The sequence below is a fragment of the Mesorhizobium sp. M1006 genome (genome assembly GCF_040318825.1).
GTDB lineage: Bacteria > Pseudomonadota > Alphaproteobacteria > Rhizobiales > Rhizobiaceae > Mesorhizobium.
Window position 1 is genome coordinate 195,105 of sequence record NZ_JAMYMZ010000003.1, and the last position, 26,601, is coordinate 221,705.

The window sequence follows — 26,601 nt, forward strand, 5'->3', positions numbered from 1 at the left end:
CCTACCTGCCGTAGTACAAAGTGACCGTGTGCTTGGCCTCGGCGAAGAACAGCCAGCGCTCGACCAGCATTCCGGCGAGTTGGGCGATTGCGGCGAGTATCGACAGTGCTGCCGCATAGGGCCACGGCAAGGCGAACGCTGCGACCAGCAGCAACGCGGGCAAAGCAAATGCCAGCACCTGCGTGATCTGGCGGAGTTTAGCGCTGTGCTTGCGCGCAATGCGAAAACCCATCTCCTTGAGCAGATAGTTTTCCTCGGTATGCGGCCATTCCAGCGACCGCACCGTGCCGCCGGAAAGCCCGGTTGCGGTGTTGGCATTGGTCGGGATCTCCAGCCTGTCATTGTATCGCCAGGTCGCCAGCTTCAAACCCCAGCCGAGCGCGGTCAGCAACAGGGCACCCGCCAGAAGCATATTCGAGCCTGCGGCAAATCCCTGCAGCAGGGCGTTGAGCAGTACGCTGCCGGTCATCGCCGAAAAGACCAGGTAGGCGGGCAGGGTGAAGCGGCTGTGCCACTGGGCAATCGGCTTCAACGACGCGTAGATCATGCCGGTGGTGCAGACGGTTGCGACCGCGCCGATGGCAGCGAGCAGCCCGGCGACAGCCGCCCAGCCGCTCGTACGGCCGAGGACCACCCAGCCAATACCGAACAACCCCGCCGGCACGAAGGTGGCGACCGAGGCAACACCTTCGCGCGACAGCCATGAGCTACGCCATTGCGAGAAGGCACGCCAGGCGCGTTCGGGCCGGCCGAGATGGCCGGCCGACGACAGCAGGCCTGTCGAGATCAGGCCGAGCGCCAGCCCCATGCCGGTGAGGCCAAGCCAGAAATCGGGCGGGATAAAGCCCTGTCCAGCGAGCACGCCAAGCAGCGCGAGCAGGCCGTAACCGGCGCCCGTGGCCGTGGTGAAAAAGACGACGGAGAAGGCTGGATGCATGAAGGCACGGGTCAGTTCGAGAGCATGCGGTCGACCCAGCCGAGAAAGCCGCCTTCGGCCCGCACCGCTTCAAGCGCTGGCGCCGGCACCGATGCGGCGCGGGTGGTGTGGGCACGTGGCGGTAGATATTTGTTGGTCGGCTTATAGCCCATTTCCGGCATCAGATCGACACCGCCACGCTCGGCCACCAGTTGCGAGATAGCGGATGCCGGATCGCCCAGATCGCCAAAATGCCGCGCGCTGGTCGGGCAAGCAGCGACGCAGGCCGGCACGCGATCTTCTTCCGCCAGATTGTCGTTGTAGATGCGGTCGACGCACAACGTGCATTTCTTCATCACGCCGACATCGGTGTCGAACTCGCGCGCGCCATAGGGGCAGGCCCAGCTGCACAATTTGCAGCCGATGCATTTGTCCTCGTCGACCAGCACGATGCCATCCGACGCCCGCTTGTAGGAGGCGCCGGTCGGGCAGACCGTGACGCACGCCGGCGTCTCGCAGTGCAGGCAGGAGCGTGGGAAATTGACCGTGCGCCCACCCATCTCGGTCATGTGCTCATAACTGTGCACGCGGTTGAACCAGACGCCGTCGACATTGCCGCCATAGGGGTCGATGTCGGTTAGCGGCGCCATATGGCCGCCGGTGTTCCATTCTTTGCAGGCGGTAACGCAGGCCTGGCAGCCGACGCAGGTGTCGAGATCGATGACAAGGCCGAGCTTCTTGTCGGTATGGGCGGGAAGGCAAGTCATTCGGCGGCTTCTCTTTTCATGCGGAACTCGGCGCCGAAACTGAGCTTGTCGGGCGAGAGCTCAGAGTCCGGCAGCTGGCGGAACCGCTCGAACTGCGGTTCGGTGAAGCCCGCTTCCTCGGGCGCGCATTTGACGATGCGCACGCGCAGGTCGAACCATGCGGCCTGGCCCGTTACCGGGTCGGAATTCGAATAGCGTTTGCCGTTGGCATCGGCGGAGGTCTGGTCGCCGATGATGTGGTTGAGCAGGAAGCCGCGATTGGATTCGGCCGCGTCGTCCTTGAGCCCCCAGCTGCCGCGCCGTTTGCCGATCGCGTTCCAGGTCCACACCGTATCGGCGTTGACGCCGTCGGCCAGCTTGATCTGCCCCTTGACCTTGCCGTTGATGCTCTCGATCCAAACCCAATCGTCGTCGACAAGGCTGAGGCCGGCTGCCGTCCGGTAGTGCACGAACAGTCGGTTCTGGCTGGTGATCTGCCTTAGCCAGGCATTCTGCCCGCCCCAGGAATGGTACATGTGCATCGGCCGCTGCGTCAGCGCGTGCAGCGGATAGGCTTGGCTGTCGACCGCAGCCTCTTCGAAGGGCGCATACCAGAACGGCAGCGGATCCATATAGGTCTCGATGCGGCTGCGCTCCGCCTCCGGCGGCAGCACCCCGCCATGGCCGCGCGCCGCAAGGCGAAAGCGCTGCATCGGCTCCGAATAGAGTTGGAAGACGATCGGCTCGGCCTTCGGCATGAAGCCCATGCTCTCAGCCAATTCGAGATACGAGCGGTTGGCCATCTTGTAGTAGCGCTGATCGGCGGCGAAATCCTGGTGCCAGAAGCCGCCATTATCTATGTAGCGCTGCAACTGGTCGGGATTGACCTCGCCCTTGCCGACCGAGGCCCCGTCCTTGCCGCGCCAGCCGGCGAGCGGACCGACACCTGGCGTGCGCTCGTGATTGACGATGTAGTCGGCATAGTCGCGGTATTTGGCGCAGCCGTCGTCATGAACGAAGCCGGGCAGACCGAGCCGCGCGCCGAGTTCGATCAGCACCGTCTGGAAGGGCCTGACGTCGCGGTCCGGCTCGACGACCGGATGGCGGATGGCGTCGCCCGGACCGTCGGCATGGCTGATCGGCCGGTCGAGCAGACTGATACAGTCATGACGCTCGAGATAGGTGGTGTCCGGCAGCACCAGATCGGCAAAAGGCACGGTCTCGGCATAATAAGCGTCGGAATAGATGATGAACGGGATCTTGTACTCGCCCGACGCATCGATATCGGTCAGCATCGCCATCGTCTCGACCGTATTCATCGACGAGTTCCAGGCCATGTTGGACATGTACATAAACAGAGTGTCGATCTTGTAGGGATCGCCGGCCCAGGCGTTGCGGATAACCGTGTGCATGAGCCCGTGTGCGGCCAGCGGCGCATCCCAGGAGTAGGCCTTGTCGATACGAACAGGCTTGCCGCCTTCATCGATCAGCAGGTCCTCCGGTCCGCAGACGAAGCCGAGCGGCATGCCTTCGAGCGGTGTCATCGGCTTTACATTCTTGCCGGCGGGCATTGGACCCGGCGGCGCGGACCGCGGATAAGGCGGTTTGAAGCGGAAGCCGCCCGGCACGTCCACCGTGCCGAGAAGCACCTGAAGCAGATGAATGGCGCGGCAAGTGTGAAATCCGTTCGAATGGGCCGAGATGCCGCGCATCGCATGCATCGACACCGGGCGACCCTTGATGGTCTCGTGCCGGCGGCCGGCCCAGTCCGTCCAGGCCACCGGCAATTCGATTTGCTGTTCGAAGGCGACATGGGCGAGTTCTGCGGCAATGCGTCGGATGGTGTCGGCGGAGATGCCGCACCGGTCAGTGACGGCGTCAGGTGAATAGCTCTCGTCCAGATAACGGTCGACGACGAGTTGGAAGACCGGCACGCAGCGGCGGCCGTCGACGAGAACGCTGCCGGTCAATGCGGGCTTCGCGTCCGCATCGCTGGCATTGACAGGCGTCTTCGCCACCCTGTCCCAAGCCAGCGGATTGCCGTCGCCATTGCGCATGAACAGCCCGTCATCGACAGCTCCAGGCTCCTGAACGACCAGGATGTGGGCATTGGTGTAGCGCAAGAGGTACTCGAGATCGATGCGGCCAGCCTTCAGCAATTCATGGATGAGGGCGAATACGAACAGGCCGTCGGTGCCGGGCCGGATGCCGATCCAGTCGTCGGCAATTGCATTATAGCCGGTGCGGCAGGGATTGATTGAAACCACCTTGGCGCCGCGCGCCTTGAGCTTGCCGAGTCCGATCTTGATCGGATTGGAATCATGGTCTTCGGCAACCCCGAACAGCATGAAATATTTGGTGTTGTCCCAGTCGGGCTCGCCGAACTCCCAGAACGAGCCGCCAATCGTGTAGAGGCCGCCGGCTGCCATGTTCACCGAGCAGAAACCGCCATGGGCGGCGAAGTTCGGCGTGCCGAACTGGCTCGCCCACCAGCCGGTCAGCGATTGCGACTGGTCGCGCCCGGTGAAGAAGGCGAGTTTCTTCGGATCGGTCTGGCGGATGTTCGAAAGCCGTTCTGTCGCGATCGACAAAGCTTCCTCCCACTCAATCTCGCGGAACTCGCCCGAGCCGCGCAGTCCGGTGCGCAGCAATGGTTTCGTCAGCCGCGCCGGGCTGTAATGCTGCATGATGCCGGCGCTGCCTTTGCCGCACAGCACGCCGCGATTGACCGGATGATCCTTGTTGCCGTTGATATACCGAACCTTGCCGTCTTTGATATGGACGTCGATGCCGCAGCGGCAGGCGCACATATAGCAGGTGGTCTTGGCGATGCTGTCGGAGACATCAGGCGACGTATCGACGCCGTCGCGTTCAGCGGGCGCGCGCGTATCGGCAAGCGGCCGTTGTGATGGTGCCGAATTGGCTCCGCGCAGCAGGTTGTTGGTCATGATCCGGTGATGCTCTTGCGCTCCGCTAACTTGGCTCTCGTCTTCGGACCTGGGCCGCGCATGTAATGTTGTTCCGGACGATAGCGTTCACCGACGAGCCGCCACCGCAGGCTGCGGGTCCAGTGCGCAAACACGGATTTGAACCGCCCCACCAATTCTACCCTCGACTGCTCTGGCGCGACTTTTTTCCAATTTCGGGCCAAAATTTAGAACAAAGCGACCGATCCGTCTAACAAATTGCTCTTGTAATTCCAATCGGATTTGCTTCTTAGTATCGGAATGACCCTGGACCAGTTGCGGATCTTCGTCGCCGTCGCCGAACGGGCGCACATGACCAAAGCGGCCGAGTTGCTGGGCATCTCACAGTCGGCCGCATCCGCCGCGATCCGCTCGCTCGAACAGCAGCATGGCGTCCAGTTGTTCAACCGCGTCGGCCGCAACATCGAACTCGCCGAGACCGGACGCCGATTCTTGCCCGAAGCCAAGGCGGTCCTCGAGCGGGCTGCGGCGGCCCACAATGTGCTGGAGCATGTCTCGCAGACGATATCAGGCAGTCTCTCGATAGCTGCCAGCCAGACCATCGCCAGCTATTGGCTGCCGCGCCGGCTCGCCTCTTTCCACGAAGCCTATCCTGCCGTCAGGCTGAGCGTGAGCATTGGCAACACCAGGCAGGTCGAGACCAATGTACTTGATGGCGCAGCCGATTTTGGCCTGGTCGAGGGGCGCACCGAATCCGACATTTTGCGGCGTGCCAAGGTCGATATCGATCGCATGATGCTGGTCGTGGCGCGCACGCACCCTGAGATCGCGGAAGTTTCGCCTGGACATCCCGACCTTGGCGGGCTTCGCTGGATCATTCGCGAAGGCGGGTCGGGCACGCGCGAGGCGCTGGAGGACCTTGCCCGACGCGACGGGGTTTCGTTCGCGGACCTGCAGATATTCCTGGTATTGCCGAGCAATGAGGCTATTCGCCAGGCGGTCGAGGCCGGCGCCGGCGCCAGCATCATTTCGGAACTCGTCGTCGCGCGCGCGGTCGCCGAAGGCAGTCTGCGTTCCGTGCCGATCGATCTGCCGAAGCGCGAATTTGCCATGATCACGCATCGCGACCGGCAGCCAAGCCTGGCCCAGATGGCGCTCAAGGCGCATCTTGGCGGCAAAGCTGAGAGATCCGCGCCGCTTTAAGCCGATCAGCCGAACTTCCGCTGCGCGTCGAGCGCCAGCCCAAGCCCGACCGAGCCGAACACATCGCCTTCGATTACCGACGCCTGCGGCACCAGCGCCAGGATCTGCTGCCTGGCCAGCGGGATCGCGGTCGATCCGCCGGTCAAGAACACCGCGGTGATATCCGAGGCCTTCACCTGTGCGTCGCGGATGGTCTGCTCGACCGTAGCCGCAACACGCTCAATGTCCCTGGCTATGGTGGCTTCGAGACTCTTGCGCGTGATTTCTGCCGTGAACCTCACCTCCGGCAGCGCGACCTCGACATCGGCCGACGATCGGTCCGTCAGCTCAATCTTGGCCTTTTCGACCAGTGCCGCCAGCGCGTGGCCGTAACGATGCTCGACGATGTGGATGAACCGGTCGACCAGGTCTGCGCGCTCCGCCTCATAGCGGATCTGGCGCAGATGCGTCATCGCCCTTGCGGTATAGACCAGGTTGATGCGCTGCCACGTCGCCAGGTCGATGAAGTAGCTCGCCGGCAGATTACGTTTGCCATCCTTGGTCGGTGAGAGATGGCCGAGCTGCGGCATCACATGGGCGATGCTCAACAGCCGGTCGAAGTCGGTGCCGCCGATATGGATGCCGCGGCTGGCCAGGATGTCGTCCTTGCGGTCAAGCGAGCGGGCGCGCTCGGGCGAGACCCGCACGATTGAGAAGTCGGACGTGCCGCCGCCCATGTCGACGATCAGCGCCAGTTCCTCGCGCGTCACCTTTTGTTCGTAGTCGAGCGCCGCGGCAATCGGTTCGAACTGGAAGGCGATCTGCTTGAAGCCGTGGGCACGAGCGGCGTTTTCGAGTTCGTGCTCCGCCTTGGCATCGGCCTCGGCATCGTCGTCGACGAACTGCACGGGCCGTCCCAGCACGACGCTGTCGACCGCGTCATGGGCTTCTTCTTCCAGCTTCTTTTTCAGATGGCCGACGAACAGGCCGACAATCTCCATGAAGCCGATCGAGCGCGCCTTGATGCGCGTCTTTTCGTGGGCGAGCGAGCTGCCGAGCACACTCTTCAACGAGCGCATCAGGCGGCCTTCGATACTGTCCGTATAATTGGCAAGGGCGCGTCGCCCGAAATAGGTGTGGTTGTCCTCGAAATTGAAGAATACCGCACTGGGCAGCGTGACCTGGCCGTCTTCCAACGCCACCAGCCGCGGCTGCCCGTTCCTGACCACGCTTACGGTGGAATTCGAAGTGCCGAAGTCGATCCCGGCGAATGCTGGTCGCATCGTGCGTTCCTGTATTTCTGATTTGGGGAGCAGCAGCTCGTGTCCGGTCGGGCCGGGGGTCGCGGTCTAACCCATACCCTCGGAAAGGGAAACCACTTTTACGAGAGTTCAGTCTTTCCTGAACACCAGTCTTCCGAGCCAGCCGGTCAGCATGGCAAGCGATACGGCAAAGACACCGTAGAGGAAGGAATAGTCGTGCGCGACGCGGAAGATCGACTGTTCGAAACCGGACTTGCGGATTTCGAGCTGGGCGGAGCTTTCCTTGATGAACAAGCCGCTCTTGAACAGGAAGGCGCGGGCCTTATGGGTGCCGACCGGAACGTTTGGGGCGAGCCTGACGGTGGCGCGGAACAGGTTCTGTGACAGGAACTGCACACCGCCGACATTCTCGCTGTAGAGGCCGGTCGCCGCCTTGCGTTCGCGCAGCGCGGCGGTGAACTCCTCGATTGTCGCCGGGCTGTCCTCCGCGTCGGCCGGCTGCAAATAGAGGTTGGAGGCGCCAAGCGACAGCTGCTTGTAGCTGTTCGGATCGGTGACGTCCTGCAGCGGCCGCGTCGTCGCCACCGAATAGGAGACAGGTACGTTTTTGAAGGTCTCCGACTCCAGATTGACCCAGACGCCGAGCACCCGGTCCTTGCGGCGCACGACGACCGGCCGAGCCGGGCCTTCCAGCACGACGATCACGTCGTAGCGCCCTTGCCGCGCGACAAGCGGATCGGCATTTTCCAGTGAGCCGAAAATGGTCAGGTCGGCGCCGGAAAAGCCGGCGGTAATCGAGACATTGTCGGTGGAAAGGCCGATCTGGATGTTTTCGGTTAGTGGCGCCTGCGCCTTCGCCGGTGGCGCAGCAGCCAGCAGCGACAGCAAGGCGGCGGCCGCGAGCGTCCTTAGGCCGGCCATCAGCTCAGGCCCACGCCGGACAGAGAATAGAGATTGGGCGGCGTGACGAAAAGATCGATGGCAAGCCGGATGGCTACCGCCAGCACGAGCAGCGCCAGCAGCGCCCTGAGTTGCTCGCCCCGCAGCCTCTGACCAGCCTTGGCGCCATATTGCGCGCCGGCGACGCCGCCTGCCATCAACAGGAAGGCGAGCATGACGTCGACCGTCTGGTTGGTGGTGGCGTGGACCAGCGTGGTGTAAGCCGAGGTGAAGATGATCTGGAACAGCGAGGTGCCGATGACGACGTTGGTCGGCACTTTCAAAAGGTAGATCAGGGCCGGCACCATGATGAAGCCGCCGCCGACGCCCATGATCGAGGACAGGAAGCCAATCGCCGCGCCCAGCCCAAGCACCGGAATGACGCTGACGAAGAGCTTCGAGGCCCTGAACCGCATCTTCAGCGGCAGGCGGTGGATCCAATTATGCTGGCCGGATTTCTTCAACACCGGTGCGGCGCCGCTGCGAGTGGCGCGCAGCGCATTGACGCTCTCGACCAGCATCAGTCCGCCGACGGTGCCGAGCAGCACGACGTAGAGCAGCGAGATGAACAGGTCGAGCTGGCCGAGCCGGCGCAGGAGCGCAAAGACATAGATACCACCAGTCGAGCCGACGATGCCGCCGGCTAAAAGCACGCCGCCAAGCTTGAAGTCGAGCGTGCCGCGCTTCATGTGCGACAGGGCGCCGGAGAAGGAGGAAGCGATGACCTGGTTGGCGCCGGTGGCGACCGCGATTGCCGGCGGTATGTTGTAGAAGATCAGCAGCGGCGTAATGAGAAAGCCGCCGCCCACGCCGAACATGCCCGACAGGAAACCCACCGCCGCACCCATGGCCAGCAGCACGAAGATGTTGACGGAAATTTCCGCGATCGGGAGATAGATGCCCACCCGTCAGTCTCGATCAGTTTGCCTCCTGGCGAATGCAACCGTTGCGGGCATTTTGCGTCAGAAGGCTATCTCGTTCTTGCGCCGGCCGGGCCGTGAAGTCAAACTTCGCCGCACCGCCGAAACAAAAAACAACTCAATCAGTTAACAGGCAAATCTGTGGCAAGGGCGTCGCGGAAACGACGCATCCGCCGTTATTTACGCGCAAGCAGCGCCTTGACCAGCTTTTCGTCGATCGCGCCGGTTGCCTTCATATCGTTGTCGGCCTGGAAGGCCATGATCGCGTTCTTGGTTTTCTGGCCCATCATCCCGTCGGGATTGCCGGCCTCGTAGCCGTTCTTGTTGAGAATGCGCTGGATGTTCTGGACCGCTTTCGTCATGTCGATGCCGGCGGTCGTCTGCGGTGTGCCGTCCTGCCACGATTCAGGAACGTCGGCCGAATTGGCGGTTGGATCGAGCGGCTTGGCCTTCCACAGTTCAGCCGCGGCCCGCGCACGCTCCAGCTGCTCGGGCCTCAGTGCTTTGGCGATCTCGTCGCGCTTGGCCGCCGCATCCTTGTCGCCGGTCTTGGCGACGAGTGCGAACCATTTGTAGCTCTCCTCGAGGTTCTGCTTCATGCCGACGCCCTTCGCCGCGAGGATGCCGAGATTGAACTGGCTATCCTTGACACCGAGATCCGCCGCCGCCTGGAACCAGCGCGCTGCCGATTCATTGTCGGTCACGCCATCCGCCGCCATCGCAAACAGCACGGCAAGATTGTGCATCGCGCTGGCATTGCCCTGCGCTGCGGCAAGCTGGTACCAGGTTTTCGCTTTCTTGATGTCGCGTGCGACGCCGATGCCCTTCTCGTAGAAATTGCCGATGCGGTATTCTGCCGGCGCGAAACCGAGTTCGGCAGCTTTCTCATACCATTTGGCCGCCGCCGCCATGTCTTCTTTGACGCCGCGAGACTCGGCGTAGCGCGAGCCGATCTCGAACAGCGCCTTGGCGTCGCCGCCCGCCGCTGCATCGCGCAGGGCGGCCGGACCGGCATCGGCCGGAACGTCGATCTTGGCAACGCCTGCCGCGGCAGCATCCGCCGGTGGCACCGTGCCGGTCGAGTCCTGCGTCGCAGCGGTGGCTATAGCAGGCGCGGCAGCCATTGGCTCGGCGTCGCTGGCCGTCGCCGCTGCCGGCGTGGGCACTGCGGCCGCGGAGTCTTGCGCCGCCAGGTCAGCGGGCTCCGCGGAAGCCGAGGGCGCCGTCGATGTCTCGGCTGCCGGTGTAGCGGGGCCGGTTTGCGCCGCCGTGTCGTCCTTGGTCATCGATGCGGATGGCTCTGCCTGCCTGACGGTGGGCGACGGCGCGCTCTCCTGTGGTGTCGTCTGCGCGTCCGCCTTCGGCTCGCTGGCAACGCTGGCCAAATTGGTTTCCACCGGCTGTACGGCCACGGCCGGTGCCGCCTCATTGTTGGTAACTTCGACCGGGTCGGAGAAGAAGGCTTTGCCCAGTTGCAGGCCAGCAAGCGCCAGCATGATGGCGATTGCCCCCATCAGGATCGGCTTGCGCCGCGCCTTGAGCAGGTCGCCGATCCTGAGTGCCTTGACCGGGCCTTTCATCGTCGACTGGCGCTTGAGGGCGTCCGCCTCGGCAGCCGCCGCTTGCGCAGCCCGTCTGGCTGCCGCAATGAAGTCCGATTTTGCCGCCTCAGCGCCGCCTTCCCGGGTCGGCTGCCCGCGCTCGTCGCGCACGCGCTTCATGATGGCGCTGAGGTCGGGTGCGCCGGAGCCGGGTTCCAGTGGCCGGTTGGCGAGCTTGGGGTCGAGGGGCTCGTCGAGATCGACGCTCGGTATCTCGGCGCTCTGCGCCGAGCCTGCAAGCGGCGGCATCTCGGCGTCCTTCTTGCCCTTCAAGGCGCGCGCCAGCCCGCCTAACATCGATTTCCTGCCGCCGCCTTGCTCGGATTTTTCACGCGTCGTGTCTGAACCGAGAGCCGCCAGGGCTGCTGCGGCGGCGGCCTCGGCTGGCGTACGCGGACCTGGCTCGTCGCGCACGAGCGCCGCGGCGCGGCCGTCGAGATCGGCCATGCTGCCTGTCAACGGCAGCGGCTGGTCGAGGTCCATCGACGGTGCGTCCTGTATCGAGATCTTGGATGGCCGGCCGAAACGCTTGCTCAACTCCGCGCTTGCCGGTTCGCCCGTCTCCAATGAACCAAGCCTGTCAACGATCTTGAGCAGCGTATCGTGGATAGCCTCGAACGTTCTCGAATTGCGCTCGTCCGAACGCCGCGTCAGTGCCTCGAGCGTCTTCAGGTCCTGGGCGAGGCCGGTAACGGCCGCCGTGTTGGCGCTTGATCCGGCCAGTGAGCGGACGGCGCTCTCAGCCGCCTCGCGCGCCGCGCCGAGGATGGAATCGCGGGTTCCGGCCAGCGACTTCTCGATTTCGTTGAGACGCGGGCTGATGTCGTCGAATTCCGGCAGCGGCGTGCCAGGCTTGGAAAGATGCGCCGTCAGGCCGGCGACCTGCGCTTCAAGACTGCGGATCAACGCCGGGTCGATGCTGGCGACCTGTGCCGCGGACGAATCCAGCCGGCTTGAGATGTCTTCGAGCCGGCTCTCCAGGCCACGGATCGCCGCCTCGTTGGCGGGATCTGGAACGCGCGTCTCAATCCGCTTGGCCAGCGCGGTGAAGCGGGCGTCGATGGCATCCATGATGCCGGCGCTATCGACCTGCGGCATGCGCTGGTCCAGCCTGTCGGCGACCTCGTCCAACCGGCGCTCAAGGTCGCGAAACAGCATGTTGCCTTGTTCGATTGCGTCGCCCTGGCGACGTTCCATCATGCTGGACAGCACGTCGAAGCGCTGCTCGAGCCCCTGGAAGATGTAGTCGGCGTCGGGCATGGCAGGTGCGTGGTCGATCTTGTCGGCAATAAGCGCGACTTGCCTGGCAAGGCGCTCCATCGCCTGTTCCGGCAGATTGGCTCGGCCGGCCAGTTCATCCACGCGGCTCGACAATGTGTTGAGACGGTCGATGACCTCCCGACCCGGACGATCCTGCGACACTTCTTCGATTTGCTGGGCCAGTGAATCGATCCGCTTCTCGATGCGTTCGAAGGGCTCGGGGTCGAACGAATTGGCTTGCGCGGCAACCGTCGAGGCGACGATCGCGCGGGAAATCTCGTCGAGCCGCTCGTCGATCTGACTGAATGTGTCGCCGCCGCGATTGTCCTGCTGGCGGGCGAAATGGTCGACCGCTCCGGCAAGCGTGCGGACCTTTTCCTCGAGCGAGCGCAGCGACAGCGATTCCGGCAGATTGCTGACGGCATTGCTGATCTGTTCGAGCCGCTCCGTTAGCGCCGACAGGCCGGGTGCATCGGAACGCTTGCGCTGATCGGCCTCGACGCGATCCTCGAAAGCGTTCCAGCGGCGGTCGAAATCGTCCCAGCGGCGTCCGACCGCCTGCACGCTCTCCTCGCGCGCCAGCGTATCGAGCGCGGCTTTGACCTGCTCAAGCTCGAGCCGCAGCATATTGACGCTTCTGTCGTCGCTTTTTTCGGCCAGTGTCTGGATGGCGCCGGAAAGCCGCTCGAATTCGACGCTGAGTTCGGCGCTGCCTTTGCCGCCGCCATTTGACTGGAAGGCTCGCTCAATATTCTTGCGCAGTACCTCGAACTCGCGTTGCAGGCCGGAGGTCATCTGCTGGCGCAACTCTTCGCGCAGGCCGCGCAATTCGCCGGCGATCTTGCCGGCTAGGGCGACGCCGTCCTCCTGGCCCCGCACTCGGTCGATATCGCGGGCGATCGCCTGGTAATTCTGGTCGAAAGCCGCTGCTGGACCTTTCGGCCGCTGCGCGCGTGGATCCTCATACCGGCGCTGCTGGCCATAGGGTTGGGCGCTGGGATAGCGTGGTTCTGCCGCTGGTCGGCGCGGATCGGCGTGGCTTGCCGTCTCCTCGCGCGTCCGCTCCAGCCGCTGCTCCAGAGTTTCCAGGGAGCGGTTGAGCTCTTCAAGCGTCGTGTGCGGCCGGCGTTGCCTGCCGGCGTTGAGTGTATCGAGGTAGGACCGCTTGCTGTTCATCAATGCGCCCGTTTCAGAATTGCTGGCTTTCACCAGGTTCCCAAAGTCCTGCCGGGACGAAGGCGACTGCTTGGCTTGTTGCAGTGGAAGACGAGCTTCCCGGTCTCATCCGCGCTCCGAAAAACCGTGAAAAATTCAGTACAGGATAGACACGGGTAACCGACATGCGCACATTTCGCCCCAACGTGGTAAACAACGCGTTAACCAAGCTTAAGAAGTTGCAACTTTGTCGGCTGGCTGCCGACGGCGCCGGGTGTCTTTTTTTGGACGCGCAAAAGACGTTGTAGAATTTTGATCAGCCGCATGATCGCTCCCGAAATCGGCAACGACCTTTTAGGTTGTCCGCTGGTGCTGCGGCATAAAGTTGCAAGACCAGAACACTCTTGCGTGCTGAGGCGGCTATCGATATAGAATTGACGTAAACGTAAATGAGCGGATTACGCCGTTTGCGATTTGTTTGTTGAAACCACGAGTGGAAGCACGCCCCCGCTTTCACTCAGGCGACGCAAGGTCCGCGACCGCGACGCCACCAGACGGGGAAAGCCAGTGACCATGAAACTTATTTCGCCCGGCCAAGCCGCGGCCAACACCAACGATATGTCGAGCGAAGCCGGTGAAGAGCTTGTCCGCATCGGCGAAATGGCCAAGAAATACGGAGTGACGCTGCGTACGCTGCGCTTCTATGAGGACAAGGGTCTGCTCAAGCCGCAGCGCGACGGCTCGACCCGTCTTTATACACGCCGCGACAGGGCCCGGCTGAAGCTGATCCTGCTTGGCCGCAAGGTCGGGTTCTCGCTGCGTGACGTCAAGCAGATGATGGACCTCTACGATCCGAACGGCTCCAACACCAAGCAATTGCGGCTGGCGCTCGACAAGTCGGAGAAGCAGCTTGCCCGCCTGCAGAAGCAGCGGGCGCTGATCGACGATGCCATCAGCGAACTGAGTGCTTCGATGTCGACCGTCCGGCAAATGCTGATCGAGCGCTCGACCCCGCAGGCCAGTGTGGCGAGCTAAACTAAGCTTTCGATTTGTGACGAATAGGAGCCGCGCGGCTTTCGCTGCGCGGTTCTTCGTCGTTTGCCGTGCTTTGTCGTTTGTCGTCCTGGCGCGCGGGAGAAAATTTGCCTCAGCACAGAATTGACGTTTACGCAAACGTCAATATTTGTTATCTCGACCACAACGTTGGTCCGTCTGCCATCCTCATATGCTGGGGCTGATTTCGGGGCCAAGACCGCATGGTGGAGGAAACGCATGCCGATCTACAGAGCGCCGGTCCGGGACACGCTGTTCGTGCTGAACGAAGTGCTGGGATATCAGCGTTATTCCAATCTTCCCGGATTTTCCGACGCCACACCGGATGTGCTCGAGGCCATCCTTGCCGAGGGCGCGAAGCTCGCCGAAAACGTGATGCAGCCGCTGAACCGCATTGGCGACGTGGAAGGCTGCATGCGCCATGACGACGGTTCGGTAACGACGCCGAAAGGCTTCAAGGAAGCTTTCGACCAGTATCGCGAAGGCGGCTGGATGGGGCTCGCGGCACCTGTCGAGTTTGGCGGGCAAGGCTTGCCCTACGCGGTGCACACTGCGGTTGCCGAATACATGGTGTCGGCCAATATGTCGCTGATGATGTATGCCGGCCTGACGCAAGGCGCGATCGCTGCGATCATCACCCATGGCACCAAAGAGCAGAAGGCAACATGGTTGCCGAAGCTGGTCGAGGGCGCCTGGACCGGCACCATGAACCTGACCGAGCCACACTGCGGAACCGATCTTGGCTTGCTGCGCACCAAGGCCGTCCCAAATGGCGACGGCACCTACAGGATCTCCGGTCAGAAGATCTTCATCTCTGCCGGCGAGCATGACATGTCGGACAATATCGTCCACCTTGTGCTGGCCCGTATCGAGGGCGCGCCGGATGGCGTGAAGGGCATCTCGCTGTTCATCGTGCCGAAGCTCAAGCTCGATGCCTCAGGCAATCCGGACGAGAAGAACACCGTCTCCTGTGGCTCGATCGAGCAGAAGATGGGTATCCATGGCAACTCGACCTGCGTCATGAATTACGACGACGCTGAAGGCACGCTGCTCGGCGAGGCCAATGGCGGGCTGAAAGCAATGTTCACCATGATGAATGAGGCGCGGCTTGGCGTCGGCCTGCAGGGCCTCTCGCTATCGGAGGTCGCCTATCAGAATGCGGTTTCCTACGCCAAGGATCGTCTGCAGGGCCGCTCGCTGTCAGGGCCGAAGGCGCCGGACAGGAAGGCCGATCCGATCATCGTCCATCCGGACATCCGCCGCAGCCTGATGACCATGAAGGCTTTCAACGAGGCCGGCCGCGCGCTGGCGCTGTGGACGGCGATCAAGTCCGACATCGCTCACCGCTCCGGAGACGACAAAGATCGCCAGGTCGCAGACGACTACACCGGCCTGATGACGCCGGTGGTCAAAGGCGTGCTCACCGACAAGGGGTTCGATCATGCGGTAATGGCGCAGCAGGTCTTCGGCGGCCACGGCTATATAGAAGAGCACGGCATGAGCCAGTTCGTCCGCGATGCGCGCATCGCCATGATCTATGAGGGTGCCAACGGCATCCAGGCGCTCGATCTCGTCGGCCGCAAGCTGGCCTTGAATGGCGGCCGCGCGGTCCAGGCCTTCTTTAGGGAAGTCGGAGAGTTCTGCGAGGAGAACCGCACCGACGAGACGATGGCGCCCTTCACCAAGGCGCTGAAAAAGGGCCTCAACGATCTGCAGGCGGCGACGATGTGGCTGGTGCAGAACGGCATGGCCAAGCCCGACAATGCCGGTGCCGCCTCGACCGACTACATGCATCTCTTCGGCCTGGTGGCGCTGGGCTATATGTGGGCCCGGATGGCCAGGGTGGCCGCAGCGAAATTGGCTGATGGCGCTGACGGCGCTTCGTCTTTCTACGACAACAAGCTGGTGACGGCGCGCTTCTTCATAGAGCGGATCATGCCGGAGACGTCGGCGCATCTTGCCCGCATCTCCAGCGGTGCCGACACATTGATGGCACTGCCGGCGGAAGCGTTCTAGCTTCGGCGTTCCCCTCCCCTCGAGGGGAGGGTGGCCCGAAGGGCCGGGAGGGGTCCTGCGTGCAGTGCGCCGACCTCCATTCTGGTGCATGCCTTGGAGGAAAATGATCGCAATGCCGTGGCACATGGCGCAGGTTGTAAAAGATAAGGTCGAGCAAGTCATCGGCGACCCCACCCGGCCGCTTCGCGGCCACCCTCCCCTCGAGGGGGAGGGGAACGTCGGCGCGAGGGAGAAACCATGACCCACCCCGCCGAAATCCTTGGCCTTCCCAAGCCCGCCTGGGCGGCGGACGAGGTCGGCATGCTTTACGACATGGCGCACCGCTTCATGTCGGAAGAGATCGCGCCGCGTTACGACGAGTTCGAGAAGAACGAAATGGTCGACCGCGAGAGCTGGCTGAAGGCGGGTGCTGCCGGCCTGCTGTGCGCCTCGATGCCGGAGGAATATGGCGGATCGGGCGGCACCTTCGCGCATGAGAGCGCCATTATCGAGGCGATCGGCCATGTCGGCGTCGACGGGTTCGGCATTGGCCTGCACAATTCGATCGTTGCCCCCTACATCCTCCATTACGGCTCGGACGAGCAGAAGAAGAAATGGCTGCCGAGGCTGGCGACCGGCGAGCTGATCGGCGCCATCGCCATGACCGAGCCGGGTGCGGGCTCCGACCTTCAGAGCGTCAAGACGCGCGCCGAAAAGGACGGCAACCAGTACAAGCTCAACGGCTCGAAGACCTTTATCACCAACGGCCAGCTCGCCAATTTCATCATCGTCGTTGCCAAGACCGATCCTGAGAAGGGCGCCAAGGGCATCTCGCTGATCGTCGTCGAGACTGACGAGGTGGAAGGTTTCGAGCGCGGCCGCAACCTCGACAAGATCGGCCTCAAGGCCAACGACACGTCGGAACTGTTCTTCAACGACGTGCGTGTGCCGACCTCGAACCTGCTCGGCAACGAGGAAGGCCAGGGCTTCGTCCAGTTGATGCAGCAATTACCGCAGGAGCGGCTGCAGATCGGCACCACTGCTATCGCCATGATCGAGCGGGCGCTGGCGCTTACCATCGACTACGTCAAGGAGGGCAAGGCCTTCGGCAAGCCCATCATCGAATTCCAGAACACCCAGTTCAAACTTGCCGAATTGAAGACCGAGGCGACCATCGGCCGCGTCTTCTATAATGACTGCGTTGCCCGCCACATTAACGGCGGCCTCGACCCGGTGACCGCGTCTATGGCCAAATACTGGCTGTCGGACCTGCAAGGAAAAGTCGTCGACGAATGCCTTCAATTGCATGGCGGCTATGGCTACATGAATGAATATCCGATTGCGCGCATGTTCCGCGACGCCCGCGTCCAGCGCATCTACGGCGGCACCAACGAGATCATGAAATTGCTGATCGGGCGCTCGCTCTGAGCGACTTTTCGGCAAACCCAAGGAGCAGGAAAATGGCCGAAGCTTATGTCTATGATGCCGTGCGCACGCCGCGCGGCAGGGGCAAGAAGGATGGCTCGCTGCACGAAGTGCCGGCGGTGCGGCTCGGCGCCAAGGTGCTCGAGGCCATCCGCGACCGCAACGGGCTGGACACCGGCACCGTCGACGACATCATCTTCGGTTGTGTCGATCCGGTTGGCGAGGCGGGTGCGGTCATTCCACGTGCCGCCGCTTTCGAGGCCGGCTACGACACCAAGGCGCCTGGCATGCAGATATCGCGTTTCTGCGCCTCGGGCCTCGACGCCATCAATTTCGGCGCCGCCAAGATCGCGCAGGGCGCCGACGAGGTCGTCATCGCCGGTGGCGTCGAATCGATGTCGCGCGTCGGCATAGGCGCCTCCGGCGGCGCCTGGTTCATGGACCCATCGGTCGGCCTACCCGGCTGGTTCGTGCCGCAAGGAATCTCGGCCGACCTGATCGCCACCAAATACGGCTTTTCGCGCGACGACGTCGATGCCTACGCAGTCGAAAGCCAGAAGCGTGCCGCCAAGGCGTGGGGCGAGGGCCGCTTCAAGAATTCGGTGATCTCGGTCAAGGACCAGAACGGCCTGACCATCCTCGACCATGATGAACATATGCGGCCCTCGACCGACATGCAGTCGCTTGCCGCGCTCAACCCGTCCTTCGTCATGCCCGGCGAAATGGGCGGCTTCGACGCCGTCGCCGTGCAGAAGCATCCCGAGGTGGAACAGGTCAACCACGTCCACCATGCCGGCAATTCCTCCGGCATCGTCGATGGCGCGGCGGCCGTGCTGCTCGGCTCGAAAAAGGCGGGAAAGACGCTCGGCCTCAAGCCGCGCGCACGCATCCGTGCGTTCGCCAACATCGGCTCCGAACCGGTGCTGATGCTGACCGGCCCCGTCGACGTCACCGAGAAGCTGTTGAAGCGGGCGAAGATGAAGCTGTCGGACATCGACCTGTTCGAGATCAACGAGGCCTTCGCTTCGGTGGTGCTGCGCTACATGCAGGCTTTCGACATTCCGCATGACCGGATCAACGTCAATGGTGGGGCCATCGCCATGGGCCATCCGCTCGGCGCCACCGGTGCGATGATTTTCGGTACGGTGCTGGACGAATTGGAACGCCGCGACCTCAACACCGCGCTGGTGACGCTTTGCATCGGCGCCGGCATGGGCACTGCAACGATCATCGAACGCGTCTGACGGAGAGAGATGATGAGCTACACCAATTTCACCCTCGACATCGACGCCGACGGCATTGCGCTGGTCACCTGGGACATGCCGGACCGTTCGATGAACGTCTTCACCGAGGAGGTGATGCTCGAACTGAATACCATCGTCGACAAAGTGGCGAGCGATGCAGCGATAAAGGGCGCGGTGATCACCTCCGGCAAGGATACGTTCTCGGGCGGCGCCGACATCACCATGCTGCAGAAGATGCTGGCGACCCTCGCCGCCGACAAGGCGAAGGACCCGGAGAAGGCGACCAAGGCCCTGTTCGACAATGCGGGCACCATGAACGGCCTATTCCGCAAGCTGGAAACTTCGGGAAAGCCATGGGTTTCGGCGATCAACGGCACATGCATGGGTGGCGCGCTCGAATTGTCGCTCGCCTGCCATGGCCGTGTCGCGGCCGATTCAGACAAAGTGAGGATGGCGCTTCCCGAAGTGAAGATCGGCATTTTTCCGGGCGCCGGCGGCACCCAGCGCGTGCCGCGGCTGACCGACCAGCAGCAGGCGCTGCAAATGCTGACGTCCGGCCAGACGCTGTCGCCTCAGAAGGCCAAGTCGATGGGCCTGATCCATGAGATTGCCGAGCCGGACAAGCTGGTCGAAACCGCCAAGGCGATGATCAGGAACGGCTTGAAACCGGTGGCGCCATGGGATGAAAAGGGCTTCAAGCTGCCCGGCGCCCCGATCTATTCGGTGGCCGGTGCCAATCTGTGGCCCCCGGCCATCGCCATTCTGCGCCGCGAGACCTATGGCAATTATCCCGCCGCTGCCGCCATCCTGAAATGCGTCTATGAGGGCCTGTTGGTGCCGTTCGACACCGCCTTGCGGATCGAGCAACGCTATTTCACCGAGATCATGCAGACCAGGGAAGCGGCAGCGATGATCCGTTCGCTGTTCGTGTCGCTGCAGGAACTGAACAAGGGCGCGCGCCGCCCGGCCGGTGTGCCGGAAACGAAGTTCAAGAAGATCGGCGTGCTCGGTGCCGGCTTCATGGGCATCGGCATCGCCTATGTGACGGCCAAGGCCGGCATTCCGGTGGTGCTGCTCGACCGCGACATAGAGTCCGCCGCCAAGGGCAAAGCGCATTCCGACAACCTGATCTCGGATCAGGTCAGGAAGGGCCGCGCCAAGCCAGAGGACAAGGAAAGATTGCTGTCGCTGATCACGCCGACGGCCGATTACGCCGATCTTGCCGGCTGTGATCTTGTGATCGAGGCGGTGTTCGAGGATTCGGCCGTTAAGAAGGATGCCACCGAACAGGCCGAGGCGGTGCTGAAGCCGTCGGCGATCTTCGCGTCGAACACGTCGACCATCCCAATCACATCGCTGGCCAGGAATTCGGCGCGCCCGAAGAATTTCATCGGCATTCATTTCTTCTCGCCGGTCGACAAGATGATGCTGGTCGAGATCATCCTCGGCAAGAAGACCGGCGACAAGGCGCTGGCCACCGCGATCGACTTCGTCCGCGCCATCAAGAAGACGCCGATCGTCGTCAACGATACGCGCGGTTTTTACGTCAATCGCTGCGTACTGCGCTACATGTCGGAAGCCTACAAGATGCTGATCGAAGGTGTTCCGGCGCCGATGATCGAGAATGCGGCGAAAGCCGCCGGCATGCCGGTCGGTCCTCTGGCATTGACCGACGAGACCGCGATCGACCTTGCCCAGAAGATCATGAAGCAGACCATGCGCGATCTCGGCGACAAGGCGGTCGATCCGAAGCAGATGGCGCTGATCAACACGATGGTCGACACGCATGGTCGCTTGGGCCGCAAGAACAGCAAGGGCTTCTATGACTATCCGGCAAAACCGGCCAAGAAGAAGCTGTGGCCAGGTCTCAGGGATCTCTACCCGCAGCTGGCGCCGGAGCAGGTTGATTATGAGGAACTGAAGCAGCGGCTGCTGGTCACCATCGCGCTTGAGGCGGTACGGGTGATGGAAGAGGGCATCGTTACCGACCCACGCGAGGCCGATGTCGGCTCGATCCTGGCCTTCGGCTTCGCGCCCTATACAGGCGGTGCACTGTCCTACATCGACGGCATCGGCGCTAAGAAATTCGTCAAAATCGCCAAGCGCCTGCAGAAGAAATACGGCACCGAGTTCAAGGCGCCGAAGCTGCTGCTTGATATGGCCGAGAAGGGCGAGACCTTTTACGAGCGCTTCGATCCCTATACCAGGGACGAGGCCAAGGAGGCAGCCTGACACCGTCTTCGGCGGTGGACAAGATGGCGGCCAAGGGGTAGAACAGGGAAGGTATTTTTTCCTGTTTCGAAGGAAGAGCAAGGTGCTCTCGCACGACCGCGTTTGGGCCGCCATCGACGCTCTTGCCGAGCGTTATTCGCTTTCGGCCTCTGGACTGGCCAGGCGCGCTGGCCTCGACTCGACCGCCTTCAACAAATCGAAGCGGCTGTCCTCAGATGGACGGCCGCGCTGGCCGTCGACCGAATCGCTGGCCAAGATCATCGAGGCGACCGGCGCCTCGCTGGACGAATTTGCGGGGCTGGTCGAGGGTCGGGGTAATTCCGGCTCACTACCCGTGCAGAGATCGTCGGTGCCGCTGCTCGGCTTCGCCCAGGCGGGCGCCGGTGGCTTCTTCGACGACGCCGGGTTTCCAGCGGGGCAGGGATGGGACCTGATCGAGCTTCCGGCACGGGCAACCGAGACCTCCTATGCCTTGAAGGTCCAGGGCGATTCCATGCTGCCGCTCTATCGCAATGGCGATGTCCTGATCGTCGAGCCGGGGGCTACTATACGAAAGGGTGATCGCGTCGTCGTCAAGACCAATGCCGGCGAGGTGATGGCCAAGGTGCTTGACCGCCAGACACCGAGGTCGATCGCGCTGGTCTCCCTCAATCCCGATCACCCGGACCGCGACATCCCCATGCGCGATGTCGAATGGGTGGCGCGGATTGTCTGGGCAAGCCAGTAGGCGCGGGGCCGGTGCGTCTGCCTCACCTTGCCTTGGCTGTTCTGGCGATCCCGGCGATGGCCACGGCAATTGTCGCCGGCGGCCGCGCCGTCCAGAGCGAAAGCGGCGGCCCCTGGGAGCAAATCCAGGTCGGCGCTGAACCGCAGCCCGCCGCGCCGGCTACGTCGGCCATCCCGAAACCAGTGCCAGCCAAGCAGGCGGCGCATTCGAGGGCAATCGATCCAGACATCGTGGTGCCGCCGCCGCCCGGTTCTAACGAGCTTGAACGGATAGAGCCGCGCGCCCCGTTGAGCGATCTGGCATTGGCCGGACCGCCCAAGCCGCCAAAAACGAAAATGCCTGACGACTGGAAAGGCACGAAACTATTCCAGCCCGTCGCGTCGGCCGCCGGGGTCATCGAAGCAAAGGGCTATTCGATTGCGGTTTCCGGTATCGACATCGTCAAGCAGGAGGAGACTTGCACCGACGGCGGCGAGTCCTGGAATTGCGGCATTCGGGCGCGAACGGCCTTCCGCGCCTTTCTCCGCAGTCGTGCGGTGGTCTGTGCCGTGCCGCCCGAAGGCGGTCGTGATCTGATCGCCGCCGAGTGCCGGATCGGCAATCAGGATATCGGCCAATGGCTGGTCGAAAATGGCTGGGCGCGCGCCGCCAAGGGCGGCCCTTACGCAGAAGCCGGCGAGAAGGCGCGTGCAGCAAAAAAAGGCGTCTTCGGGCCGGCGCCGAGCGTTTCAGGCCTGCCGCCGCTCCCGGCTGCTGCGTCGCGATCCGCGCCTGTAGCGCCTAGCTCGATCCTGGAGGAGCAAGACGGCGTCCTCATGCCGCCAGTTGACCAGCCAGCGCCCGCTGAATGAGCTCGCGCGTTTCGGCGATGCCGTAGAGCGCGGCGAAGGAGCCGAAGCGCGGTCCGCGTTCCTGACCTATCAGCACCTGATAGATCATCTGGAAGAAGGCGACGGAGACACCGGGTCCGCCCTCCGGGCTCTGCTTGGAATGGTCCTGGTAGCGCTCGATCTTGCGCGCAACATTGAGGGCAGCGTTCTGGATTGCCTCGCTGTCGGCATCAGCCGGCAGCGCGGCAAGCGCTACCGAAAGCTTGGTCAGCGCCTCGCGCTCGACCGCGTCGGCAGCACGGTACACTTTCGCCGGCTTCACGAAATCGTCGAAATAGCGGATGGCATATTCGGCCAGCCGGTCGAGCTCGGGATGGGTTGTCGGCGTCACACCCGGCGCGTGGCGCGAAATGAAACCCCACAGCACGTCCCTGTTCTGCGCGTTCGAGGCGCTGACCAGGTTGAGCAGCAGCGAGAACGGAACCGGCAGGTCGACTGCCGGGGGATTGCCGTCATGCATGTGCCAGACCGGATTGCCCAGCCGCTCCTTCCAGTCCTGCCTCTGATAGGCAGAGAGGAACGTGTAATATTCGTCTACCGCCTTCGGGATGACGTCGAAATAGAGCTTCTTCGCGGTTCGCGGGCGCTGGAACATATAAAGGCTAAGGCTCTCGGTCGGCGCGTAAGTCAGCCACTCGTCAATGGTCAGCCCATTGCCCTTCGACTTCGAGATCTTCTGGCCGTTCTCATCGAGGAACAGCTCGTAATTGAAGCCCTCCGGTGCCGGAGCATCGAGCGCGCGGCAAATCTGCCCGGCGAGCTTGACGGAATCGATCAGATCCTTGCCGGACATCTCGTAATCGACGCCGAGTGCTGCCCACCGCATCGCCCAATCTGGCTTCCATTGCAGCTTGGCATGACCGCCGGTCACCGGCGTCTCGAAGCGCTCGCCGGTGTCCGGGTCGCGCCACACGATGGTGCCGGCGTCGAGCTTGCGCTCGTCGATCGCGACTTGCATGACGATGCCGGTCTTGGGATGGATCGGCAGGAAGGGCGAATAGCTCAGCGCCCGCTCCTCGCGCAGCGACGGCAGCATAATTGCCATCACCTTATCGAAGCGCTCGAGCATCTTGAGCAGCGTCGCGTCGAAGCGGCCGGAAGTATAATAGTCGGTCGAGGAAGCGAATTCGTAATCGAAGCCGAAACGGTCGAGGAAAGTGCGCAGCCGTGCGTTATTGGCAGCGCCGAAGGACGGATACTCATTGGAGAACGGGTCCGGTATCCTGCTCAGCGGCTTGCCGAGGTAGGCGCGCAGCATGTCCTTGTTAGGCACATTGTCAGGCACCTTGCGCAATCCGTCCATGTCGTCGGAGAAGCACAGCAGCCGCGTCTTGACCTTGTCTTCAGTCAGCACGCGGAAGGCGTGGCGCACCATAGATGTGCGCGCCACCTCGCCGAACGTGCCGATGTGCGGCAGGCCGGACGGGCCGTAGCCGGTCTCGAACAGCACCGTTTCCGGGTAGCCGCTGCTCGCGTAGCGGGCGGCGATCTTTTTCGCTTCCTCGAATGGCCACGCCTTGCTTTCGGCGGCGGCGAGGACTTCCGGGCTGAGATCGATCGGCTGTTGTTCGGCCATGATGCTATTCCTGCAACGTTGCCAGCATCGATGCCGGCAGCCGCATGCTCTAGACCATGATCCCGAAAAGTGGAACCCGGTTTTCGGGCAGGACCGTGATCAGGCAAGAAGCCCCCGTCCCGATAGTCAGGATGGATCAACTTCCAAGGCGTGATCGGAGCGCCAACGATCGCGGCTGTTTTTCCTTGCGGCGCCGGTCCCTCGTTCCTAACTTCGGGACCATCTCAAGGAGTTGTAAATGCCATTGTCGCCACACGAAGCCATGATCTACCTGATGGTCATCACCTCGGCGTCAGACCGCGACATGACCGACGTCGAACTGGCGCGGATCGGCGACGTCGTTCGATCCTGGCCGGTGTTTGAGGATTTCAACCAGGAGCGGCTGGTCGAGGTCGCCCAGGCCTGCCAGAAAATGCTGCATGAAAAGGATGGGCTGGAGGGCGTCCTGGCGCGCGTCGCCGAGGCGCTGCCCGAACGCCTGCGTGACACCGCCTATGCCGCCGCCTTCGAGGTCGCAGCTGTCGATCTCGAAATGCGCCTGGAGGAGGTACGCGTTCTGCAGCTCGTCCGCCGGGAACTCGACCTCGATGCGCTGACGGTCGCCGCCATTGCGCGAGCCGCCAAGGCCCGCCTTCGCACGCTGACCTGAGCCGGCGGCCAAGCTCAGAAAAAACTGACGGGAAAATAGCGCAGATAGAACTCGGCGAACGTGCCTTTCACCGAGATTTCCTGCAGCGCGTAGTCGAAAGCGGCGGCCAGTGCCGGATCGTCGGCCCTGGTGGCGATTGCCATGCCTGAGCCGAGATATTCGGGCGCCAGATAGGGGCCGCCGGCAAAGCGGCAGCAGCCCGCTGCATCCGAACCGCCGAGCCAGAAGGCGAAACGCATGCCGTCGCCGAAGGCGGCGTCGATCTTGCCGGCTTTCAGCTCGCCATAAAGCTCCTCCGGCTTTGCGAATGGGACGATTTGGACGTCGCCGAAATAATCGCGCAGCACCCGCTCGTGCGCGGAGCCGGCGATCACGCCGACACGCTTGCTGCGCAGCTTGTCGAACATTGGTTCGGTCAGCGCCTGTGTCTTCAGCATGATGAAGCGGGCCGGAAATTGCAGGTAGGAGCGTGAAAATGCGTATTTCGACCGCGACTCCGGCGTCGCGGCGATGCCGGCAATGATCGCTTCGCCCTCGCCCTTCCCGAGCGCACCTTCGAGCTCGGCCCAGGGCAGCGCCTGGATCTGGCATTTTTCGGCAACGCCGAGCTCGGCGCAGATGGCGCGCGCTAGGTCGACATGGAAGCCCGACAGCCGGCCTGCCCCATCGAGGAAATTGAACGGCGGGAAATCCGTGGTGGTCAGGAATCGCAGCCGCGGCAGCATCGAAAGGTCCGGCTTTGGCAGCCGCTCCTTGGCGTCCCAGAACACGGGCACCTGCGGCTCCGCGGCGAGCGCAGCAGCCGCAAGCGATTGCGCTCCGATCAATATCGAGATCAATGAAATGGATATGCGCCGAAACGCCACGCGACGACTCCGTTCGGTCTTGCCCCGGCTTTCGTACGAAATAACACAGGTTTTTGTACGAAAAAAACACAGGTGCGACGGTTTTTGGTTTCATCATTGCAATTTAGGGATATTGTTTAGTGAGTTTGCAAGTGACTGCGTGATGCCGGCTGAAGAGGAGCAGTAGGACGCACAGGGGAGGCAGCTTTGCAGTCCGGGGTTGATGGCGTGGTGCGGGTTGATCACTGCCATTGGCCTCAAGAGCGGAAGGCAACATGGGGTAGATGTTGCGATGGGTCATTTCGATCGTACGCTGGAGTTGATAGATCAGTTGCAGCACGCCGGCACAGCCGCCGCCGTCTGCGAAAAGCTGTTGGGGGTAACAAGCGGGTTCGGGCTGACGGCGCTGATGGCCGGGACGGTTCCGCAACCTGGCACGCCGAGAAACCAGCAAAAGGACCATGTGCTGCTCTGCGACTGGCCGGCTGAATGGCTTGAACGCTACGTCGCGCGCAACTACGTCGATCACGACCCCGTCGTCAGCCACATGAAGCAGCTTCAAGCGCCATTCCAGTGGCGGGAAGCATCTCAGGGCATCCGCATCGGCAAGAGCGGCGGCGAGGTGATGGGCGATGCCGGGGAATTCAAGCTGCGCGACGGGTTGGCCTTTCCGCTAATCACGCTCGATGGCCAGATCGTCATGGTGTCGCTAGGCGGCGAGGCTGTCGAATTGTCGAGCGCCGATTTCGGGTTGGTGTCGCTGGTCTCGACTTATGCGATTGGCCGCGCAATGCAGCTCCACACCATGGCGGGCAAAACCATCGATCATGTCGAATTAACGCCGCGTGAGCGCGAATGCCTGCAATGGGCTGCTGTTGGCAAGTCCGAATGGGAGATTTCACAAATTCTCGGCATTTCGGAACACACGTCAGAGAAACACCTTCTTAACGCCAAAAGCAAACTCGGTGCCGTCAACCGGGTCCAGGCCGTCGCGGAAGCGATAAGGCGCGGCTATATTAACTAGGTCGGCCGCGCCGGCCTAGAAATTCTTGCTTGC

General features: G+C 62.7%; 19 protein-coding genes. 10 read left to right on the forward strand and 9 right to left on the reverse strand.

Going from position 1 to position 26,601, the window contains the following annotated elements:
* Position 1 precedes the first annotated feature (1 nt).
* The 3 genes from NKH60_RS04175 to NKH60_RS04185 are packed head-to-tail and all read right to left on the reverse strand — an operon-like array spanning position 2 to position 4,610.
* On the reverse strand, positions 2 to 937 hold the full coding sequence (locus NKH60_RS04175; RefSeq protein ID WP_352613905.1) for a dimethyl sulfoxide reductase anchor subunit family protein: 936 nt from the start codon (positions 935 to 937) through the stop codon (positions 2 to 4).
* 11 nt (positions 938 to 948) lie between these two features.
* Positions 949 to 1,683: a 4Fe-4S dicluster domain-containing protein gene (locus NKH60_RS04180; protein ID WP_352470094.1), complete on the reverse strand. Its 735-nt coding sequence runs from the start codon at positions 1,681 to 1,683 to the stop codon at positions 949 to 951.
* The gene (locus NKH60_RS04185) at positions 1,680 to 4,610 is read right to left on the reverse strand and encodes a molybdopterin oxidoreductase family protein (protein WP_352613906.1); all 2,931 of its coding nucleotides are present in this window, start codon (positions 4,608 to 4,610) and stop codon (positions 1,680 to 1,682) included. The genes NKH60_RS04180 and NKH60_RS04185 overlap by 4 nt, the downstream gene beginning before the upstream one ends.
* Before the next feature lie 279 nt (positions 4,611 to 4,889).
* Here NKH60_RS04185 and NKH60_RS04190 point away from each other — a divergent pair, with 279 nt between their 5' ends.
* Positions 4,890 to 5,792 (forward strand): LysR substrate-binding domain-containing protein, encoded by a 903-nt coding sequence (locus tag NKH60_RS04190; RefSeq protein WP_352613907.1) that lies wholly within the window; start codon positions 4,890 to 4,892, stop codon positions 5,790 to 5,792.
* A 5-nt stretch (positions 5,793 to 5,797) separates the two neighbouring features.
* Here the strand turns inward: NKH60_RS04190 and NKH60_RS04195 are convergent, their stop codons facing one another.
* The 4 genes from NKH60_RS04195 to NKH60_RS04210 form a co-directional block, all read right to left on the reverse strand.
* Positions 5,798 to 7,054 carry an Hsp70 family protein gene (locus tag NKH60_RS04195; protein ID WP_352613908.1) on the reverse strand — a complete coding sequence of 419 codons (1,257 nt, stop codon included), beginning with the start codon at positions 7,052 to 7,054 and terminating at the stop codon, positions 5,798 to 5,800.
* Between the two features lie 108 nt (positions 7,055 to 7,162).
* The gene (locus NKH60_RS04200) at positions 7,163 to 7,954 is read right to left on the reverse strand and encodes a TIGR02186 family protein (protein ID WP_352455141.1); all 792 of its coding nucleotides are present in this window, start codon (positions 7,952 to 7,954) and stop codon (positions 7,163 to 7,165) included.
* Positions 7,954 to 8,877: a sulfite exporter TauE/SafE family protein gene (locus NKH60_RS04205; RefSeq protein ID WP_023676949.1), complete on the reverse strand. Its 924-nt coding sequence runs from the start codon at positions 8,875 to 8,877 to the stop codon at positions 7,954 to 7,956. Before NKH60_RS04205 ends, NKH60_RS04200 begins: the two co-directional genes overlap by 1 nt.
* A 191-nt stretch (positions 8,878 to 9,068) precedes the next feature.
* The gene (locus NKH60_RS04210) at positions 9,069 to 12,929 is read right to left on the reverse strand and encodes a peptidoglycan-binding protein (protein WP_352613909.1); all 3,861 of its coding nucleotides are present in this window, start codon (positions 12,927 to 12,929) and stop codon (positions 9,069 to 9,071) included.
* 552 nt (positions 12,930 to 13,481) lie between these two features.
* Here NKH60_RS04210 and NKH60_RS04215 point away from each other — a divergent pair.
* The 7 genes from NKH60_RS04215 to NKH60_RS04245 all read left to right on the forward strand — a co-directional run bounded on the left by NKH60_RS04215 (position 13,482) and on the right by NKH60_RS04245 (position 22,435).
* Complete coding sequence (locus NKH60_RS04215; protein ID WP_352871342.1) at positions 13,482 to 13,943, forward strand: MerR family transcriptional regulator; 462 nt, start codon at positions 13,482 to 13,484, stop codon at positions 13,941 to 13,943.
* Between the two features lie 237 nt (positions 13,944 to 14,180).
* Positions 14,181 to 15,977, forward strand: a complete 1,797-nt coding sequence (locus tag NKH60_RS04220; RefSeq protein ID WP_352613910.1) for an acyl-CoA dehydrogenase — start codon at positions 14,181 to 14,183, stop codon at positions 15,975 to 15,977.
* Between the two features lie 237 nt (positions 15,978 to 16,214).
* Complete coding sequence (locus tag NKH60_RS04225) at positions 16,215 to 17,384, forward strand: acyl-CoA dehydrogenase family protein (RefSeq protein WP_352871302.1); 1,170 nt, start codon at positions 16,215 to 16,217, stop codon at positions 17,382 to 17,384.
* Between the two features lie 32 nt (positions 17,385 to 17,416).
* Positions 17,417 to 18,625: an acetyl-CoA C-acetyltransferase gene (locus tag NKH60_RS04230; protein ID WP_352871304.1), complete on the forward strand. Its 1,209-nt coding sequence runs from the start codon at positions 17,417 to 17,419 to the stop codon at positions 18,623 to 18,625.
* A 12-nt stretch (positions 18,626 to 18,637) separates the two neighbouring features.
* A complete protein-coding gene (locus tag NKH60_RS04235; protein ID WP_352613913.1) occupies positions 18,638 to 20,857 on the forward strand; it encodes a 3-hydroxyacyl-CoA dehydrogenase NAD-binding domain-containing protein in 2,220 nt (739 codons plus the stop codon).
* A gap of 82 nt (positions 20,858 to 20,939) precedes the next feature.
* Positions 20,940 to 21,584, forward strand: a complete 645-nt coding sequence (locus NKH60_RS04240) for a S24 family peptidase (protein ID WP_352470103.1) — start codon at positions 20,940 to 20,942, stop codon at positions 21,582 to 21,584.
* An 11-nt stretch (positions 21,585 to 21,595) separates the two neighbouring features.
* Positions 21,596 to 22,435, forward strand: coding sequence for a thermonuclease family protein (locus tag NKH60_RS04245; protein ID WP_352613914.1), 840 nt, complete (start codon positions 21,596 to 21,598; stop codon positions 22,433 to 22,435).
* On the opposite strand, the gene NKH60_RS04250 is transcribed toward NKH60_RS04245, so the two are convergent.
* Positions 22,398 to 24,050 carry a lysine--tRNA ligase gene (locus NKH60_RS04250; protein WP_352613915.1) on the reverse strand — a complete coding sequence of 551 codons (1,653 nt, stop codon included), beginning with the start codon at positions 24,048 to 24,050 and terminating at the stop codon, positions 22,398 to 22,400. The two genes, NKH60_RS04245 and NKH60_RS04250, sit on opposite strands and share 38 nt — an antisense overlap.
* A 238-nt stretch (positions 24,051 to 24,288) precedes the next feature.
* Here NKH60_RS04250 and NKH60_RS04255 point away from each other — a divergent pair, with 238 nt between their 5' ends.
* Positions 24,289 to 24,699: a tellurite resistance TerB family protein gene (locus NKH60_RS04255; protein WP_023677339.1), complete on the forward strand. Its 411-nt coding sequence runs from the start codon at positions 24,289 to 24,291 to the stop codon at positions 24,697 to 24,699.
* Positions 24,700 to 24,713: 14 nt separating this feature from the next.
* Here the strand turns inward: NKH60_RS04255 and NKH60_RS04260 are convergent, their stop codons facing one another.
* Positions 24,714 to 25,565, reverse strand: coding sequence for an ABC transporter substrate-binding protein (locus NKH60_RS04260; protein WP_352501702.1), 852 nt, complete (start codon positions 25,563 to 25,565; stop codon positions 24,714 to 24,716).
* 271 nt (positions 25,566 to 25,836) lie between these two features.
* Here NKH60_RS04260 and NKH60_RS04265 point away from each other — a divergent pair, with 271 nt between their 5' ends.
* Positions 25,837 to 26,568, forward strand: coding sequence for a helix-turn-helix transcriptional regulator (locus tag NKH60_RS04265; RefSeq protein ID WP_352470107.1), 732 nt, complete (start codon positions 25,837 to 25,839; stop codon positions 26,566 to 26,568).
* The last annotated feature ends 33 nt before the right edge of the window (positions 26,569 to 26,601 follow it).

Bases quoted from the DNA above. Each gene is read 5' to 3' on its own strand.
- NKH60_RS04175 (WP_352613905.1), bottom strand. From the start codon at position 937: ATGCATCCAGCCTTCTCCGTCGTCTTTTTCACCACGGCCACGGGCGCC.
- NKH60_RS04220 (WP_352613910.1), top strand. From the start codon at position 14,181: ATGCCGATCTACAGAGCGCCGGTCCGGGACACGCTGTTCGTGCTGAAC.
- NKH60_RS04195 (WP_352613908.1), bottom strand. From the start codon at position 7,054: ATGCGACCAGCATTCGCCGGGATCGACTTCGGCACTTCGAATTCCACC.
- NKH60_RS04190 (WP_352613907.1), top strand. From the start codon at position 4,890: ATGACCCTGGACCAGTTGCGGATCTTCGTCGCCGTCGCCGAACGGGCG.
- NKH60_RS04200 (WP_352455141.1), bottom strand. From the start codon at position 7,954: ATGGCCGGCCTAAGGACGCTCGCGGCCGCCGCCTTGCTGTCGCTGCTG.
- NKH60_RS04265 (WP_352470107.1), top strand. From the start codon at position 25,837: ATGGGTCATTTCGATCGTACGCTGGAGTTGATAGATCAGTTGCAGCAC.
- NKH60_RS04255 (WP_023677339.1), top strand. From the start codon at position 24,289: ATGCCATTGTCGCCACACGAAGCCATGATCTACCTGATGGTCATCACC.
- NKH60_RS04225 (WP_352871302.1), top strand. From the start codon at position 16,215: ATGACCCACCCCGCCGAAATCCTTGGCCTTCCCAAGCCCGCCTGGGCG.
- NKH60_RS04230 (WP_352871304.1), top strand. From the start codon at position 17,417: ATGGCCGAAGCTTATGTCTATGATGCCGTGCGCACGCCGCGCGGCAGG.
- NKH60_RS04215 (WP_352871342.1), top strand. From the start codon at position 13,482: ATGAAACTTATTTCGCCCGGCCAAGCCGCGGCCAACACCAACGATATG.
- NKH60_RS04180 (WP_352470094.1), bottom strand. From the start codon at position 1,683: ATGACTTGCCTTCCCGCCCATACCGACAAGAAGCTCGGCCTTGTCATC.
- NKH60_RS04235 (WP_352613913.1), top strand. From the start codon at position 18,638: ATGAGCTACACCAATTTCACCCTCGACATCGACGCCGACGGCATTGCG.
- NKH60_RS04250 (WP_352613915.1), bottom strand. From the start codon at position 24,050: ATGGCCGAACAACAGCCGATCGATCTCAGCCCGGAAGTCCTCGCCGCC.
- NKH60_RS04185 (WP_352613906.1), bottom strand. From the start codon at position 4,610: ATGACCAACAACCTGCTGCGCGGAGCCAATTCGGCACCATCACAACGG.
- NKH60_RS04210 (WP_352613909.1), bottom strand. From the start codon at position 12,929: ATGAACAGCAAGCGGTCCTACCTCGATACACTCAACGCCGGCAGGCAA.